This window comes from Limnofasciculus baicalensis BBK-W-15 (genome assembly GCF_024178385.1).
GTDB lineage: Bacteria > Cyanobacteriota > Cyanobacteriia > Cyanobacteriales > Coleofasciculaceae > Limnofasciculus > Limnofasciculus baicalensis.
In genome coordinates, this window is sequence record NZ_JAMZMM010000174.1 from 1 (window position 1) to 12636 (window position 12636).

Annotated in this window: 14 protein-coding genes; 5 read left to right on the forward strand and 9 right to left on the reverse strand. The window is 41.6% G+C overall.

What is annotated here, in order from left to right; translation table 11 throughout:
• From NJ959_RS16995 to NJ959_RS17015, 5 genes are all read left to right on the forward strand, one after another.
• Positions 1–2390, forward strand: a 2390-nt coding sequence (locus NJ959_RS16995) for a ComEC/Rec2 family competence protein (protein WP_309242646.1), incomplete at its 5' end; no start/stop codon positions are given.
• 270 nt (positions 2391–2660) lie between these two features.
• On the forward strand, positions 2661–3569 hold the full coding sequence (locus tag NJ959_RS17000) for an AAA family ATPase (RefSeq protein WP_254012927.1): 909 nt from the start codon (positions 2661–2663) through the stop codon (positions 3567–3569).
• 182 nt (positions 3570–3751) lie between these two features.
• Positions 3752–4333: a cytochrome C gene (locus NJ959_RS17005; RefSeq protein ID WP_254012928.1), complete on the forward strand. Its 582-nt coding sequence runs from the start codon at positions 3752–3754 to the stop codon at positions 4331–4333.
• A 114-nt stretch (positions 4334–4447) separates the two neighbouring features.
• Positions 4448–5092 carry a transglutaminase-like domain-containing protein gene (locus tag NJ959_RS17010; RefSeq protein WP_254012929.1) on the forward strand — a complete coding sequence of 215 codons (645 nt, stop codon included), beginning with the start codon at positions 4448–4450 and terminating at the stop codon, positions 5090–5092.
• 81 nt (positions 5093–5173) lie between these two features.
• Entirely contained in the window at positions 5174–5581 is a 408-nt protein-coding gene (locus NJ959_RS17015; RefSeq protein WP_254012930.1) for a hypothetical protein, read from the forward strand.
• A 25-nt stretch (positions 5582–5606) separates the two neighbouring features.
• Here NJ959_RS17015 and NJ959_RS17020 read toward each other — a convergent pair whose 3' ends face one another.
• From NJ959_RS17020 to NJ959_RS17060, 9 genes are all read right to left on the reverse strand, one after another.
• Positions 5607–6068 (reverse strand): DUF29 domain-containing protein, encoded by a 462-nt coding sequence (locus tag NJ959_RS17020; RefSeq protein ID WP_254012931.1) that lies wholly within the window; start codon positions 6066–6068, stop codon positions 5607–5609.
• A 37-nt stretch (positions 6069–6105) separates the two neighbouring features.
• Positions 6106–6408 carry a protealysin inhibitor emfourin gene (locus NJ959_RS17025; RefSeq protein ID WP_254012932.1) on the reverse strand — a complete coding sequence of 101 codons (303 nt, stop codon included), beginning with the start codon at positions 6406–6408 and terminating at the stop codon, positions 6106–6108.
• 21 nt (positions 6409–6429) lie between these two features.
• Positions 6430–7485: an S-layer homology domain-containing protein gene (locus NJ959_RS17030; RefSeq protein ID WP_254012933.1), complete on the reverse strand. Its 1056-nt coding sequence runs from the start codon at positions 7483–7485 to the stop codon at positions 6430–6432.
• 89 nt (positions 7486–7574) lie between these two features.
• On the reverse strand, positions 7575–8180 hold the full coding sequence (locus NJ959_RS17035) for a (2Fe-2S) ferredoxin domain-containing protein (RefSeq protein ID WP_254012934.1): 606 nt from the start codon (positions 8178–8180) through the stop codon (positions 7575–7577).
• Between the two features lie 344 nt (positions 8181–8524).
• Entirely contained in the window at positions 8525–9793 is a 1269-nt protein-coding gene (locus NJ959_RS17040) for a DUF3466 family protein (protein WP_254012935.1), read from the reverse strand.
• A gap of 608 nt (positions 9794–10401) precedes the next feature.
• Entirely contained in the window at positions 10402–10602 is a 201-nt protein-coding gene (locus NJ959_RS17045) for a hypothetical protein (protein ID WP_254012936.1), read from the reverse strand.
• 18 nt (positions 10603–10620) lie between these two features.
• Positions 10621–11097, reverse strand: coding sequence for a hypothetical protein (locus NJ959_RS17050; RefSeq protein ID WP_254012937.1), 477 nt, complete (start codon positions 11095–11097; stop codon positions 10621–10623).
• A gap of 41 nt (positions 11098–11138) precedes the next feature.
• Entirely contained in the window at positions 11139–11774 is a 636-nt protein-coding gene (locus tag NJ959_RS17055) for a hypothetical protein (protein ID WP_254012938.1), read from the reverse strand.
• A 418-nt stretch (positions 11775–12192) separates the two neighbouring features.
• The gene (locus NJ959_RS17060; protein ID WP_254012939.1) at positions 12193–12561 is read right to left on the reverse strand and encodes a zinc ribbon domain-containing protein; all 369 of its coding nucleotides are present in this window, start codon (positions 12559–12561) and stop codon (positions 12193–12195) included.
• Between the last annotated feature and the right edge of the window lie 75 nt (positions 12562–12636).

Consider the following 12636-nt stretch of genomic DNA (forward strand, 5'->3'; position numbering starts at 1 on the left):
GTGCTTTACTGAGTTGGGCTTATATTCTTGGGCTACTTTCTACAGCAATTTTGGGTTTACCCACCAGTAATGTGCTATGGAAAGACTATAGTTTACTAATTGTTGGAGCCATTGTACTGGGGATAGTGGCCGCGATCGCAATTCCTCGCTTTTGGCGAAGTGGACCAAAATCAGGGATATGGTTAACTGCTGGAATTGTTGCAGCACTGGCAATATTCTATTTTCATACACGGATACCACAACCTGGAGCTAGCGATATTAGTCAATTTGTTACCTCTGGAAAAGAATCAGTCCAGGGGCAAGTGGTGACTGTTCAAGGTAAAGTTGAGACTATGCCCCGGCTTACTCGCTCATCGAAGGGGCAATTTTGGTTAGCAGTAACTCAGTTGAATGAGGTAGAAAGCAATGGTAACAAAGGAGCTACCAGTCGTGGAGTAACGGGAAGATTATATGTAACAGTACCCCTCCTTCAAGCAACTGGTATTTATCCAGATCAAACTATTTCTGTTACTGGTGTTTTATACAAACCCAAACCTGCCAAAAATCCAGGTGCTTTTGATTTCCGCGCTTATATAGCAAAAGAAGGAGTTTTTGCTGGTTTAAGTGGCCGTCAAGTTAGTGGAATTGACGAACAAAAAGGAGTATCTTGGGGGTGGTGGTTATTACAGCAGCGAATTACTCGTGCCCAAGTTCATTGGCTTGGTAGCCCAGTAGGGCAGTTGTTAAGCTCAATGGTTTTAGGGAATCGAGCGGTAGATATACCTTATAATATTCGCGATCAGTTTGTTCAGGTTGGGTTAGCTCATGCCCTAGCTGCTTCTGGTACTCAAACATCTTTAATTCTGGGTTGGATAATAGCTCTAACAAGACGTTTTTCGGCAAAAACTCAATTAGTATTTGGTACTTTAGCCCTACTTATTTTTATTGGCTTATCGGGAATGCAGCCTTCCGTACTTCGAGCTGCAATTATGGGCTTTGGAGCATTAATCGCTTTAGTTACCCAAAGAAAAATTAAACCATTAGGTTCGCTATTGCTAGCAGCCACAATTCTGCTTATATTTAACCCGCTTTGGATTTGGGATTTAGGCTTTCAGTTGAGCTTTTTAGCTACCTTGGGATTGCTGGTTACAGTGCCACCACTGATGAAGCAATTTGACTGGCTACCAGGAGTAATTGCAGCTTTAATCGCTGTGCCACTTGCTGCTGCTCTTTGGACTTTACCTCTGCAACTTTATGTTTTTGGTATTGTTGCTCCTTACAGTATCATAGTCAATATTCTTTCTGCTCCTTTTATTGGCATTATTAGTCTCGGTGGCTTTATTAGTGCCATCGCTGCATTAATTTATCCAATTGCAGGGAGTGCTGTAGCTTGGTTACTATATTATCCGATTCAATTATTGCTCGGTTTGGTACAAGTATTTGGTTTGTTACCAGGAAATCAAATAGCACTAGGAACTATTACCATCTGGCAACTTTTACTTCTATACAGTTTCATCTGTCTATCCTGCGTTATACCTCGCGTGCGACAGCGGTGGTGGTTAGCAGGTTTATTAACTATTACTGTGGTACTCCTTCCCTTTTGGCAAAATAAAATAGAACAGTTTCAAGTTACAGTATTGGCGACTGATGAAGAACAAATATTAGTAATTCAAGATCAGGGGAAAGTCACATTATTAAATAGTGGGGAAGCAGATACGGCTAGTTTTACTGTGTTACCTTTTCTACAAAAGCAAGGAGTTAATCAAATTGATTGGGCGATTGCTCTTGATTCACAGCCTCGCCTCAGAAGTGGCTGGGTATCAATGCTCGAAAGTTTGCCTGTGAGAACATTTTACGATTCTATGCCTCGGACAGAAAGCAGACGTGGAGATGAAGAAGCAGAAGTCACTGATACTAAAGTACAAGAAGCTACACCTTCAATATCTGCGATGCCTGCGGCGGGCAAAGCCATCGCAAATGCCCTGAAATCTCAAAAAGGAAATTATCAGGAAGTATCAAGAGGTGAAACATTATCTGTTGGTTCTACAACTATGAAAATAATTAGTATAGATCCGCCGATTGTGCAGCTACAAATCAAGGGAAAGAGTTGGTTAATTTTGGGAGAAACTAAGCCAGAGATTCAAGAACAATTAGTCAAAAGTGGTAATCTTACTAAGACTCAAGTATTGTGGTGGTCTGGAGAAGCGTTAATTCCAGAGTTAGTAGAATCCTTAAAACCGGAAATTGCGATCGCGTCATCTAATCTAGTAGATCCAGAGGTAGTGAAGCTTTTAGTAAATTCTAAAATAGATTTCTATTGGACTGGTAGGGATGGTGCTATTCAGTGGACAGTTAATGGCGGTTTTGAAACTACGCTTGATGCTAATCGTGATGATGCAGCATTACTTTAGGATTCAGTTATTTTATTTTTGGCACTAAACCGTTACACGCTCATATCGAGCTAGATTCAATACTCCATCGTACCTTTAGCAGCGGTTCCGGCGGTAGTGGTGGCAGTGGTGATGGTTGGCAATCCGATCTAGCTGATATCCTAGCAAAAGAGTGCTATCCTGCGAAATATTGGTTTATCTGGTATTGTCAGGTGTAAATTATCAGTAATCCAGCCAATCGAGTAGCTATGATATATTTACCAACATTTGGAGTGGCAAAATCTGCAACTAATGAGAGAACGAATTGATCAGTTAACCGAAAATCTGAGTCGTACTATTGTTGGTAAAGCCGATACGATTGAATTGGTGCTAGTAGCCTTGTTAGCTGGAGGACACGCTTTGTTAGAAGATGTCCCTGGCGTTGGGAAAACCTTGCTGGCAAAATCCCTGGCGCGTTCGATTGAGGGACGATTTCAGCGAATTCAATGTACTCCGGATCTTTTACCAACTGATATCACAGGAACCAATATCTGGAATCAGCGCAGCGGCGAGTTTGAATTTCTCCCAGGACCAGTATTTGCTAATATTTTATTGGCAGATGAAATTAATCGAGCAACGCCTCGTACTCAGTCTGCTTTGTTAGAGGTGATGGAGGAACAGCAAGTAACTGTTGATGGGGTTTCTCGCCAGGTTTCTCAGCCATTTTTTGTCATTGCTACCCAAAATCCCGTTGAGCATCAAGGGACTTTTCCCTTACCAGAAGCTCAAATGGATCGATTTATGCTGTCTTTAAGCTTAGGCTATCCTAGCGCATCCGAAGAACTCCTGATGCTGCAACGCCATCAGGAAGGGATGATGGTGTGCGATTTACAACCATGTATTTCTAGTGTGGATGTATTGGAGTTGCGGTATTTTTGTCAGCAGGTTAAGGTAGAAAATTCCTTACAACATTATATTCTTAACTTAGTCCGAGCATCTCGCGAAGCAGAAGATGTCATGCTAGGTGTTAGTCCTCGTGGTACTCTCGCCTTACAGCGCACTGCTCAAGCCCTAGCCTTTCTGAAGGGTAGAGACTACGCTATTCCTGATGATGTCAAATTCCTGGCACCTCATGTCCTCTCTCATCGTCTGATTCCAGCAGGGGGGCGTAGAGCAAAACCAATTATTGAGCAGTTATTGCGTTCCGTGCCCATTCCTTAGAGTTGTTGGTTGTTAGTTGTTGGTTGTTAGTTGTTTGTTATTAGTTGTTAGTTGTTCGTCTTCACTTCAAGGATACTAAAAGAAATGCCTTTATTACCTAAAACATTAACTCGACAAATAACCAACCACAAATAACCAATAACCAAACACAAATAACCAATAACCAACCACAAATAACCAATATGATTTCTCAAATTAAAGCTATAAAAAAATTGCAATGGCTTCGCCCAAACCGGGCATCGCCTGTCTTATTTTTGCTATTGCTATTCATCTGGAGTATCCTTTTAGGATGGGGAATGTCGCGAGAATTGGGCAATGCCGCCGACAAACCAGAGACAATCGCCCAAGGAAGCACCGTAACGATTGGCACAGTTGATCCGGTTCCAGCAAAATACCAGTCAGGACTAAAACTTTATTTAGAAAACTGTGCTAGCTGTCACGTTGGTTTACCACCAGAAGTGATGCCTTCAGAAACTTGGCGCACTTTATTATTGGAGCCAAATCAGCATTATGGTAGGCAGCTAAAACCAATTGAGCGTCCGTTTATTTCCATTGTTTGGAATTACCTATTAGCATTCTCTCGTTCATTGAATAAAGAGGAACCAAAACCGTTTCGGGTAAGTGAATCTCGTTATTTTAAAATACTCCATCCACAAGTGAAATTACCTAAACCCTTAAACGCTAGTGGCTGTATCACTTGTCATCCGGGTGCAGCTAATTATGACTATCGGAAGTTAAGTAGAGATTGGGAAAATGTGCCTTAGCCTTAGTTAAAAAGATTGATGATTTTATATGGTATCTTAAGATTATCTGTCAGAGTTGAGAAATCGTTAGTCGTAATATTAATATAATCAGTGTATAATCACCAGATGTTTAAGATGGAAGAATACCTACAAGTGAGTGAAGTAATTGATTGGAAACATCCAATAATATTGGAACTTGCCCAAAAAATTAGATCTGATTGTCAAACAACTGACGCGATAGCTTCGCTTGCCTTCGGCATCGCAAAAGCTTGTTTTGAATGGGTGCGAGACGAGATTCGTCACAGTTGTGACTATCAAATGAATCCTTTGACTTGCCGAGCTTCAGATGTTCTTCATTACAAAACAGGTTATTGCTACGCTAAGAGTCATTTGCTGGCAGCACTATTACGTGCAAATCAGATTCCCGCAGGATTTTGTTATCAGCGGTTGAGTATTGATGACAAGGGTGCGCCATATAGTTTGCACGGCTTCAATGGCATCTATTTGCCTGAAGTTGCTTGGTATCGGGTTGATGCCAGAGGTAACAAAGAAGGAGTCAACGCTCAGTTTACTCCACCTCAAGAACAATTAGCCTATAAGATTCAGTTTCCTGAAGAGGCAGATTTTCCAGCGATATTGCCACAGCCACTGCCAGTTGTTGTAGAAGCTTTACAAGCTAGAAGTACATGGGATGAAATGCTGCGTAATCTTCCAGATGTTTCCTTGGAGAGGGTAATGAATTCTGGTTTATGTACCAGAGTAGATATCAATCAAAACTAGTGTATGCTAGCCATATAATACAAAATCTGGGTTAGCCAACCTGGATTTGGTAATTGTCTTATAAAATAATTTAGGGTGCCGATGCGAGATCAAGTTTGGTATGTAGCGGTTCTGATTGGTATTATGTGCTTAGTGCGTTTTGTCCTTAGTGCAATCGGTTATATCAATCCCCATTGGTTGATGGAACAACTTGGTGCTACTATCGTTTCCAATCTCCAAATGCCCTATACTATTCGCGTTTGGGCAATCAGAGATATTGTACTTGCTATTCTCGTAGCATTTTCAAACAAGAATTCAATTAAGTCTCTTTTATTTGCTTGCATAGCTATTGATGTTACGGATGTTGTATCAGCCCACTTAAGTGGCATGGCAGGATTATTTGATGCCGCCCATACTTTGTCATTAAAACTAACAGCAATTGCTGCATTGATTCCAGAGAGTGCGGCTTTAGCTTTGATCTTTTATGGTAGTAAACCCCAAGGAGAGTGAGTTTGTTATCAACATGAACACCTGTCTATTTCGGTAGAAAGTCCTCATTAAGGGATTCCTCTGGCGTAAAGGGAGATACCTGGGGAAAAATATTAAGATGTAATTCAGTTTCATCTGCGGCTTGTTTTCTTGCATTTTGATAACAGGTATCAAACATTTCCAAAAAATATCCTCGCAAACTTGGACTATCCCGAAAGGCATCTCCTATTCTTGTACGGTGTTCGCGAATCGAACTAAGCCAGCTACTCGAGCGCTTTTCAGGCTGATACTTATAGTTAAGCAGGTGCATCAAAACCACCCGCAAATTACTCAGTAATGCTCGTCTTTCGTTGCGGCTCATGTCTTCGACTTCATCAATCAAATTATCTAGATCGATCTCTGATAGTTTACCAGATCGCAGAAGGAAAGCAGTCTCTTCAGCCCAGGCACAAAAATCGCACTCGTACAAACTTGATGTTTTAGTTTCGTTGCTTTGAGATACTGTCATCTTTGATATGTATTATAGGAATACCCAGGATGTGAGATTAATTCTGACGACGTGATGCCACCATTAACCATTCAATCAATGGCCTCAAAGTTCCCGGCATAGATTGTTCGCCAACCTCCACCGTATGTTTCTTATTATTATCTTCCACAGTCAGGATATATTGAAAACGATCTGGTTGAGGACTTTTGGCGGTAATATTTTTGGGTAGCCGAAAGAAATCTCCGGCTTCAACCAATCGACGTACCTGATTAATATCATTTTCTGATAGATTAGCACTATCGAAAACTTTGACTAGATTTATACCAGCAAAGCCGCCACTCCGTTCAAAAGATATCCGCATAAGTCTTATTTCAACCTCAAATTATGGTTTGACAACATACTCAGAAGGAATTGCTTCTGCTTTACCTTCTTTCACCAAGGCTTGATAAACTAAAGCTGCCACCTCAGCACGAGTGGCATTCTGATTCGGCTTCAGTGACTTACTATTAGGGTAATTCACTACTATTCCTGCTTCTGTCGCCGCACTAACTTTTTCAATAGCATACTTTGGCACTTGCTCCCCATCCTGATATTTTTTTAAAACTTGGTCAGAATTATTGCTATTTTTTAACCCCAATCCACTAGTCAGCGCTACTAAAACCTGGACTCTGGAAATGGGTTGTGTCGGTCGAAATGTCTTGTCTGGATAACCTCTTAAAAACCCATTTTTAGCAGTTTCGTGGATAACTGGCAGTCCCCAATAATCTTGTTTTATATCTTTAAAGCTGGGTATTTCTAATGTTTGTTTTTGATTGAATGCTTTCTTTAATAATGCAGAAAATTCCGCTCTATTAATAGACTCATTTGGTCTAAAAGTGCCATCGTTAAAGCCATTTACAATGTCCCTTTTTACTAGCTCGTCAATGTAAGGTCGCGCCCACAAATTATCGTCAACGTCGGTAAATTTGACAGTTTTTGTCGGAGTTACTGTCGGTTGGGGTGTGGGTGTTTCTAATGTGGCAACTGAAGGAGGTTGATTCAAGCGCAGGGCGTTGGATGTATTATTAACAGTCGCTTCTGGTAATTTCGGCGCAACAGGTAACAAACTGGCTGGAGCAGGTGATTTCGTTGAGGGTATTTCAGTTACTTTCAGTGAGGGTGTGTCTGTTACTGTGGGTGTGTCTGTTACTATGGGTGTTGCTGTTACTATGGGTGTTTCTGTTACTGTGGGGGTTTCTGCTGTTGGCAGTTGTTTTATCTGAGTCTTTGTTTCAGAATTAGAGGCACTTCCCCATTGTTTGAGATTAAAGCTTTTTTCTTTGTTATTGATAATGGGAATTAAAATAGCACCAATAACAGTGAAGGTAACGATTATACCTATCCATTCATCCATGCCAAGTTTAGAGGAGTTGGGATCGGGGGGTGGTACATTAGACATCTGTATTCCTTCCTATAGAGAATCGGAGAGTTAGAGAATCGGAGAGTGCGCAATTACTCCTACTTCCCAGTCCCCAATCCCTAACTGCCTCAACGGACACTAGAGAGTTGAGGATTACTGGCTTCTGGTTTTAGTTTAGCCGTAAAGTGCTTCTCTACAAGCATCGATACATCTTTTGATTTAACGTTAGTATAACGAGCTTTGTCTGGCAGGAAGACCATACAAGGAGCTGCCTCACACTGCTTCATGCAGCCTGTATCTTTGATCTTAACTTGGTCTGCTAATCCGCGATCGCACAACGACTCTTTGAGCGCCTCACCTAGAAATGCTGCTCCTCGCTTGCGACAGGAAGACTTTTGACAGAGCATAATACTCCCTTGGTTTTGAGGCGCTGTCACAGCAGGTGGCAAAACCCTCTCTTTTGTCTCCACTCTCCCTTTTACTTCCACCCAATCCGCTTTCAGCTTTGCTTCCCCTGTTTTATAGTAGTACTTATGTTCGCCAGCAACCTCGATCCAATCTCCTGGCTGAAGTACTTCTGCCAGGGAGCTACGGAGATTTTTTGAGATTTTAATGCAATATTCTCCCATCAGTGTTTTAAGCTCTAAGCGCTTGGGTTTTTCGTTGCTTTTACCGATAAAACCAACGAAATGTCCTTCCAGTCTCAATTCTGAGACTTTAGATTCTTTCTTCAATTTGGTTACACCTAAATTCTATGTCCAGATTCAGCATAACCTAGTTGATAGTACTTGTCATCTGTTAAATGGGGAGAGGGGAGTAGGGAGTGGGAGAGTGGGGTCTTAACCTCCCCAGGGTATCTGCTTAGGGGAAGTATCCGATTAAAAAAGAGGGGTTTGTTCCAGAGGACAAACCCCTCTTGAAGATTTTCTCGACGATCGGACAACTTCTTCGCTAAGATCGGAGCAGAAACTATTTTTATTACTGGTCTGTGGGCGTGAAGTTCATTCGCTGCCTACAGGCTTTTTTCGAGAAGTTGAATTGTCCAGGCATTTGATAGCACCTCTTAATCGAGAGAAATCTATTTTACTTTTGTCACTTTTTGACCCTTACGCTTTAGCTGATATGCAACACCAACAGCACCAAAGGCTAACAATCCCACCGTTGTGTTACCTTCAGGGACACTTTTAAGTAAATAAGTACGAGTACCTGTTTTGGTCAAGCCTTGGGCATCGGTGTAACTGTAATTTCCGTAGGCGACAATATCTCCTTTGTTGTTAATTCCTGTCGCCCGATTTAGTACTACATTGGCACCATCGACCAAGAGATTGTTGGTCAATAAGGTATTTAAGTCAGCGATTGCGCCATCATGCCAGATAAAGGCTAGCTCTTGATTGCTAGTGTTTGTTGAATAACCAACAACTTGCCCTTCCTTGTTAATATTGGCGACATCCCCTTTAGTACCGCCCAAGCTACCTAAGAGTGTAAAGGCATTGTTTTGCCACAAGAATGGAGAAGTAGTAGCTGTGCTTCCAGTACCATTAACTAACTGACCAACAACTTGACCAACGCTATTAATTTCGCGGGCAAAACTTTGGGTAGCGCCATTTGTACCTAAGTTAGTCAGAATGTAATTGCCATTGGCATCTTTTTCCCACAATGCTCCACTGTAGGTATTAGTCCCGTTATCTGCACCATCGGTATCCAGGTAACCGACAATTTTACCTGAATCGTTAATTGCCACTCCCAAATTTAGATCCCCACCTAAACTAGGCAAGTATGTCCGGTGCCCATTTTCCCAGTGGATGGCATCCCGTTTTCCAGGGGCATAAATGTGGGAACCTGCAATTTGATCTTTGTTATTGATATCGACAAAATAGCTTTCCACTCCACCAAATTCGTAAATTGTCAAGTCGTAACCGTCGGTAGCATCTGGTGCCCAAAGCAATCCTCTGTCTGTGGAGCCAGGAAGTTCGTCCCCAGCACCGACAATTTTGCCACTATTATTGATTGAGCGACTCAATCCTCCCCTTCCTGGCATTGTCACGGTTGCTCCATCATTGGGACCACCTACTTTAAATCCGGTGAGGGGCAATCCTGTCATCACCCCATTTTCCCAAATAAAGCCCGTGTTAAAGCCATTGATACTAGCGCTGTTATAACGACCAACAATTTGACTGACATCGTTAATGGCAGCACCTGTAACAGTGGGGCTGTTATTGAGAGTACCGAGGTCAATTGCCTGATATTGCTTAAATGAGGCTGCTGTTGCTGAGTTGGAATTGACGAGTCCAAGGGTAGCTGAAACTGTCAAAGCCAAACCTAGCCGACTGAACTTATTTTGGAGCATTTTTTTCCTATATGTAGGGCAAACTCTTCACCAAGCCTTTTGCTGCTTATCTCAGCAGGTTGTTCGGACTTGAGTTTTATTCGCGATTCAACTGTTTCTTACGATAAGCTTATTAAAATATTTTGTCAATAGACCTGGCATTAAATTTATGATAATTAAATATAATTAGCTTTACTGAAATTAAACAAAAGGATCGAAAAGCTTCACAGAATCTTCATGAAACTATTTTTTGCTCGCCTGCGTTAGTAGTTATTTATTCCCATAATCCTTTCTCCAAGCCACTTAGGGAATCTTATTCCACTCCCTATAAAAGGGCGAGTCAATAATTGTTACTTGTGAGTGCAGTGGATAGTCGTGGGGAGTCGCCCCTACAAGAGGAGGTAGTATAGTTCAAATAGTTTATCAATAAGTAAATATTACTAATTGATAAATATAATATTAGATTATTGCAAATAATACTGATTAATTCTGCGATCGCCTCCAACTCGTATATGGCAAGCAGATGAGGGTGATGCCTCTTGGGAGCGACTCATCTTTTCATAATCAGTAGGGTGCGTTATGTAACGCACCCTACTATATAGTGTGAGAATTATGCAGATTTAGTCAGATTAGGGAGTTTTATCGGTGCTATGCTGCAACTTCCCTTCTACAGACAAAGATTTGACGTGAAAGCCTTTAAATTTATCCATTTGGCTAACTCGCCACAAGGCAGTGGGAAAAGTAGCAGCAAATAAAGTAAAAACGCCCAATAAAATCCAAACAATTTTGTGCATTTCTCTGACAGAAGTCAGTCTAGTTGGTGATTCCATATCCAAATTCAATCCTTTCTAAATCAATGGTAAGTAAGGGAAAAGGGGATGCCAAGACATAGCAGTAGCGGCAATCATCAAGGCTAACAACCAAAAAATCATGGTTTTTGCCTTAATATTCTTATTTTTCCAGAGTACGTTTAATAGAGGCCAACTCACTAACCAACCTATCAGCAACATCGTTTCTTTTCCCGTATAGCTGCCGATATTTCCCCACATTTTGTCTGGATTATTGCTTCCTGGAATCCAACTCCCGATACTCCAAACTAGTTTTTCCATGGTTTTAGTTTTATCTGCATCAACCAAGTGATGGCTCACCATCATGGCAAAACAGCCAATGCCTGCACTAATTAAGGCTGCTGCTGCTATTCCACTCGTTGTGGGAGGATTTTTTGAGCCTTGGGATAGAAATTTGGGAAACTGTTTACAGCCAGCCCAAATTCTGCCGTACCAAGGGTGTTGGTTAGGATATTTGCCAGAAATTTCTTGTGTCATAAGTATGGTTACTCCTCAATCAAAGTCTTTTTTATCGGCGATTACAAAGCGTGAATTTTGGCAACACCTAAGCCACTAACCATCCCACCCATCGCAAAAAACATCATCGCCATGAGTGCCAGACAAGTAACAGTTAATACGGGGCGGTTGGGCTTTTTTAAAATAGAATCGCCGTATTGCCACAAAATCCAGGTGCAAGCAACCCCTAAAGGTAAAATAAATAACACGCTGAATTCGTGATACTCCATGAGAACATATTGGGTTAAGGGAGAATTTTCCTTTAGCCAAGCTCTAGCTCCCCCAAAACTGATATCGGCTCGGTAACGCATATAGGCTAAGTTACCTGTAGCAATTCCCAAAAATGTTAATACTGTTGACCAAAATGCTAAGGTACGCATTTGGGAGAGAATTTTGCTGGAGCCTCTCAATAAAGGAAAGGCTAGATGTCCTAAATAAGCTACCACTACCATGGATAGCAAAGAAGCGAAACCATGAATTGTCCCTAGCCATCTTTGCCAAGGGCTAGGATGTAAAAGGTTAACAAAGGGCAAAAACAAAAATAAGCCCCCTGATAAAATCGCCAGTCCATAAATACAAACTGTGGCAATATCTAACTGTTTGGGTAAACTATTAATTTCTAGATCGTTAGTTTCTCGATCCGGTGTGTTAGCTAGCATGAGACTCCTATCAACTCTTAATTAGAAGATTTCTCAATAGTTGTTGAGAACTCCGTCGCAATCGCAAGAGAGTAGTGCCTTATGGTTGACGAGACTTGTGGCGAAGACGTACAATAGAAATGACTCCCGCCACAAATAAGGTCGCAGGGATTCCTGGAGCGATTGCAGTCGCTTCAGATTCATAAGGCTCTAGACGAATTGTTTCACCAAAACATAGTTTAGAGCCTTTGCCTCTTTTTGTCTATGGTCAACTGAATTTTTTAACAACTGACAATAATTTTTGTTAGTCGAGTATTATTAGCCACCACTCACCCACTCCCTACTCCGGAAAGAGGGCGAGTCGATGAAGGTGATTGGTTACTAAAGAGATATTGTCGTAGCGACTCGCCCCTACAGACACACTCCCCCCACTCCTGATTCACATAGAAATCACAGCAAGCAGTAAGCTAACCGCGATTAAAACGAATAAACCAATCAAAGCTGGGTTACGCTGACACCAGAACTTGATGGATTGGAGGAGACTAGAACGGGGAATGTAAATCGGGTTACGATCTAACTGAGGCTGGGAGATATCCTGATAGAGGGTACATTCTTTAGCATGAGGACGTTGGGGAAAATTACAGGTATCGTCAGCGTGATAAGTACAGGTTTCGCATAAAAAATTATCTTTGCTAGCTCGATGTAAAGTAATACCTGGATGACCATAAGCTTTGAGTACTGTGCCGCAATAGGGACACTTCACGGCTTTGCTATTAATAGACTGATGGCAATGGGGACAGTTTTGCATTGGTAATCAGCGTTAAAGTTAATAATAGGGGCTAGGGACTAGGGGCTAAGGGCTAGGGGGCAGAATAAAGGGAGG

What these genes read in the sequence shown, in the direction of transcription:
- NJ959_RS17000 (WP_254012927.1), top strand. Translation starts at nt 2,661, where the DNA reads ATGAGAGAACGAATTGATCAGTTAACCGAAAATCTGAGTCGTACTATT.
- NJ959_RS17005 (WP_254012928.1), top strand. Translation starts at nt 3,752, where the DNA reads ATGATTTCTCAAATTAAAGCTATAAAAAAATTGCAATGGCTTCGCCCA.
- NJ959_RS17010 (WP_254012929.1), top strand. Translation starts at nt 4,448, where the DNA reads ATGGAAGAATACCTACAAGTGAGTGAAGTAATTGATTGGAAACATCCA.
- NJ959_RS17015 (WP_254012930.1), top strand. Translation starts at nt 5,174, where the DNA reads ATGCGAGATCAAGTTTGGTATGTAGCGGTTCTGATTGGTATTATGTGC.
- NJ959_RS17020 (WP_254012931.1), bottom strand. Translation starts at nt 6,068, where the DNA reads ATGACAGTATCTCAAAGCAACGAAACTAAAACATCAAGTTTGTACGAG.
- NJ959_RS17025 (WP_254012932.1), bottom strand. Translation starts at nt 6,408, where the DNA reads ATGCGGATATCTTTTGAACGGAGTGGCGGCTTTGCTGGTATAAATCTA.
- NJ959_RS17030 (WP_254012933.1), bottom strand. Translation starts at nt 7,485, where the DNA reads ATGTCTAATGTACCACCCCCCGATCCCAACTCCTCTAAACTTGGCATG.
- NJ959_RS17040 (WP_254012935.1), bottom strand. Translation starts at nt 9,793, where the DNA reads ATGCTCCAAAATAAGTTCAGTCGGCTAGGTTTGGCTTTGACAGTTTCA.
- NJ959_RS17045 (WP_254012936.1), bottom strand. Translation starts at nt 10,602, where the DNA reads ATGGAATCACCAACTAGACTGACTTCTGTCAGAGAAATGCACAAAATT.
- NJ959_RS17050 (WP_254012937.1), bottom strand. Translation starts at nt 11,097, where the DNA reads ATGACACAAGAAATTTCTGGCAAATATCCTAACCAACACCCTTGGTAC.
- NJ959_RS17055 (WP_254012938.1), bottom strand. Translation starts at nt 11,774, where the DNA reads ATGCTAGCTAACACACCGGATCGAGAAACTAACGATCTAGAAATTAAT.
- NJ959_RS17060 (WP_254012939.1), bottom strand. Translation starts at nt 12,561, where the DNA reads ATGCAAAACTGTCCCCATTGCCATCAGTCTATTAATAGCAAAGCCGTG.